Raw genomic sequence first — 3,561 nt, 5'->3', positions numbered from 1 at the left:
CCTTGCGACCCACCCCGCCATAGGGCTACGGCTGGCAACATCCGAGAGCCTGTTTGAAAATTCGCTGCGGCGAGTCACATGGCGGCGTTTTCGAGAACCGGAGCGGAGCGGACAAATCGTCCGTGAGCACCGGAAGCGCAGAGAACGCCGCAAGGTGCCCGCCGCAGTAGAATTTGGAACAGGCTGAACTGGCCGAGCCGGCAAAAGGACGAACCTTGCCCTTCCCCAATATCGACCCAATCGCCTTCGCCATCGGCCCCATCGCCATCCGCTGGTATGCGCTCGCCTATCTCATGGGCGTGCTGCTGGGCGCCGGCTACGGCTACCTGCTGCTGCGCAACGAGCGCCTCTGGCACAAGGGCGCGCCGCCCTTCCCGGCCAAGGATATCTGGGACTTCGCCTTCTGGGCCATGCTCGCCATCGTCATCGGCGGCCGCACCGGCTACGTGCTGTTCTACAACCTGCCCTACTATCTCTCGAACCCGCTCGAGATCATCAACACCCTCGATGGCGGCATGTCCTATCACGGCGGCATGGTCGGCCTGATGCTCGCTGCCATTCTCTTCACCCGCTCCAAGGGCGGCAATTGGCTGTCCTCGCTCGACCTCCTCGGCGCCGTCGCCACCATCGGCATTTTCCTCGGCCGCATCGCCAACTTCATCAATGCCGAACTCTATGGCGCCCCCACCACCCTGCCCTGGGGCGTCGTCTTCCCGACCGATCCCCTGCAGGTCGCCCGCCATCCGAGCCAGCTCTATGAAGCCGCGCTCGAAGGCCTGCTGCTCTTCCTGATCATCCGCGTCGCTACCCACGTCTTCTATGGGCTGCGCAAACCAGGCCTCGTCGCCGGCATTTTCGCCATCGGCTACGCGCTCTCACGCATCCTGGTCGAGTTCGTTCGCCTGCCCGACGCACAGCTGGGCTATCTCTATGGCGGCTGGCTCACCATGGGCCAGATCCTCAGCCTGCCCATTCTTCTCGGCGGCCTGATCCTGGTCATTTACGCGATGACCCGCCCTGTTAACGCATTGCGCCCGTAGGAGACGTTCAACGTGAACAGTCCGCTAACGCTCTCACAGCAGATCGATCTCCAGATCACCACCAATGGTCCCATGTCCGTGGCGACCTATATGGGTCTCTGCCTGACCCACCCGACCAAGGGCTACTACAAGGGTTCCGACCCCCTCGGCGCCAAGGGCGACTTCATCACCGCGCCCGAAATTTCCCAGATGTTCGGGGAGCTTATCGGCTTTCACCTGGTCAATGTCTGGCAGCAGATGGACGAGCCCAAGAGCTTCAACCTCGTCGAGCTCGGGCCTGGCCGCGGCACCCTCATGGCCGACATTCTCCGCGTCGCCTGCCGCGCCCCCGGTTTCCGCGATGGGCTAAAACTGAAACTCTTCGAAACCAACCCCGTCCTGACCGCGGAGCAGCGGAATCGACTCGAAAGCTACGAGCCGCAATGGCTTGAAAACTTTGAGCAATTCGACGAGGGCCCGATCCTCGTGGTCGCCAACGAGTTCTTCGATGCCCTGCCCATCCGCCAATTCATCAAGAAGGAAGACGGCTGGCACGAACGCCTCGTCGGCCTCGCCGCTGGCAAGCGCGCCTTCGGCCTCTCGCCCACCCCGATCCCCAACGAAACCATGCCGACCGCCGTCGCCAATGCCGAGCCCGACAGCCTTTTCGAAGTCTGCTTTGCCGGCGGCGAAGTCATGTCCCGCCTGGCAAAAGTCGTGGCCAAACAGGGCGGTAGCATTCTCGCCATCGACTATGGCTATGCCCGTACCCAGACCGGCGACACCCTGCAGGGCGTCCGCAACCACGCCTATGCCGACGTCCTCGAAGAGCCCGGCGAGACCGATCTCTCGGCCCACGTCGATTTCGGCGCCCTCGCCGCAGTGAATCAAGAAGTTGGCCTCGCCGTTCAACCCCTTGCAACCCAAGGCGAATTCCTCACCCGCCTCGGCATCGCCGAACGCGCCAAGGCTCTTGCCGGCGCCAATCCCGGCTCGGCCAATGACATTCGCGTCGCCCACGATCGCCTGATCGGCAAAGACCAGATGGGCGATCTCTTCAAGGTCTTCTGCGCCCATTCCCCCGGCCTCACGCCCCCGGGGTTCACGGCATGATCGACTTCGCCTCCGTCCAGTCGCTGACCGATAGTGACATTGTCCGCCATGGCTTTTTCGGCCGCCACGGCGGCGTTTCCTCGGGCGATTTCGCGGGGCTAAACGTCTCCCACTCCGTCGGTGACCACCCCGACGCTGTCGAAGAAAACCGCTCCCGCGTCGCGAAGACCCTCGGCGGCAAGCCGCTGGTCACGGTCAAGCAGGTCCATTCCAATCGCGTCGTCACAGTCGAATCCGGCCCCCTCCCCGAGCGGAGCGTTGAAGCTGACGCAATCGTGACTCGCCGCTCCGACGTGCTGATCGGCGTCCTCACAGCCGACTGCTCGCCCCTTCTCTTCCTCGATCCCGAAGCCGGGGTCGTCGGCGCGGCCCACGCCGGCTGGCGCGGCGCCGTCGATGGCATGCTGCAAAACACCGTCGCCGCCATGGAAGCGCTCGGCGCCAAGCGCAGCCGCATCCAGCTCGCCATCGGCCCCACAATCAGCCAGGGGAATTACGAAGTCGGTGAACAGTTTAAGGCCGACGTATTGAATCAGGATGCGAAGGCCGAACCGACCTTCCTCACCCCGCCTGGCGGCAAACCCCACTTCGACCTGCCGGGCTATCTGGCTGCTGCGGGCCGCGCACTTGGCCTGGCTGACGTCGCCGACACAGCCCTTTGCACCTATGCCGAACCCGCCCGTTTCTTCTCGCACCGCTATGCCACGCATCAGCAAACAAAGACCGGCCGACAGATCGCGGTAATCGGTCTCGCTTAGGCTTAAATTTACGCATGAGACCAATGGGGCGTTGCAGTCACAAAAATGACTCGATAAAGCTGCCCGCGAAACTGGAAGGTCCCTCCTCCCCGGGGACTGGTTGAGACAGGATCGCCCAATGAAACTGGTGACTGGCAACTCTAATCGTGCCCTCGCCCAGGCTGTCGCCAGCTATCTAGAGCTCCCCCTCACGGATTGTACGGTCAAGCGCTTCGCGGACAAGGAAGTCTATGTCGAGGTGCACGAGAACGTCCGCGGTGAAGACGCCTTCATCCTGCAGTCGACGAGCTACCCGGCCAACGACAATCTTATGGAGTTGCTGATCCTCACCGACGCGCTCCGCCGTTCCTCGGCCCGCCGCATCACTGCCGTGATCCCCTATTTCGGCTATGCCCGCCAGGACCGCAAATCGGCCCCGCGCACGCCCATCTCGGCAAAGCTGGTGTCGAACCTCATCACCGAAGCCGGCGCCAACCGCGTCCTGACGCTCGATCTTCACGCCAGCCAGATCCAGGGCTTCTTCGATATCCCCACCGACAACCTGACCGCCGCCCCGGTCATGGTCCGCGACATCAAGGACAATTATGACGTCAAGAACGTCATGATCGTCTCGCCCGACGTCGGCGGCGTGGTCCGCGCCCGCAACGTGGCCGGCCGCATCGGCGCCAACC

Annotated in this window: 4 protein-coding genes; all 4 read left to right on the top strand. The window is 63.2% G+C overall.

The window, feature by feature from the left end; all coding sequences use genetic code 11:
• Positions 1-173: 173 nt before the first annotated feature.
• Complete coding sequence (lgt, locus tag J0I64_RS03465; RefSeq protein ID WP_291406226.1) at positions 174-1,040, top strand: prolipoprotein diacylglyceryl transferase; 867 nt, start codon at positions 174-176, stop codon at positions 1,038-1,040.
• Between the two features lie 12 nt (positions 1,041-1,052).
• A complete protein-coding gene (locus tag J0I64_RS03460) occupies positions 1,053-2,132 on the top strand; it encodes an SAM-dependent methyltransferase (protein WP_291406225.1) in 1,080 nt (359 codons plus the stop codon).
• Positions 2,129-2,890, top strand: coding sequence for a peptidoglycan editing factor PgeF (gene pgeF, locus J0I64_RS03455; protein ID WP_291406224.1), 762 nt, complete (start codon positions 2,129-2,131; stop codon positions 2,888-2,890). Before J0I64_RS03460 ends, pgeF begins: the two co-directional genes overlap by 4 nt.
• A 118-nt stretch (positions 2,891-3,008) precedes the next feature.
• On the top strand, positions 3,009-3,561 hold a 553-nt coding region (gene prs, locus J0I64_RS03450; protein WP_291406223.1), incomplete at its 3' end, for a ribose-phosphate diphosphokinase.

The sequence above is a fragment of the Devosia sp. genome, from assembly GCF_017307565.1.
Taxonomy (GTDB): Bacteria; Pseudomonadota; Alphaproteobacteria; order Rhizobiales; family Devosiaceae; genus Devosia.
Note: the sequence above shows the minus strand (reverse complement) of the source record. Positions and strands in the feature narration are given on the sequence as shown.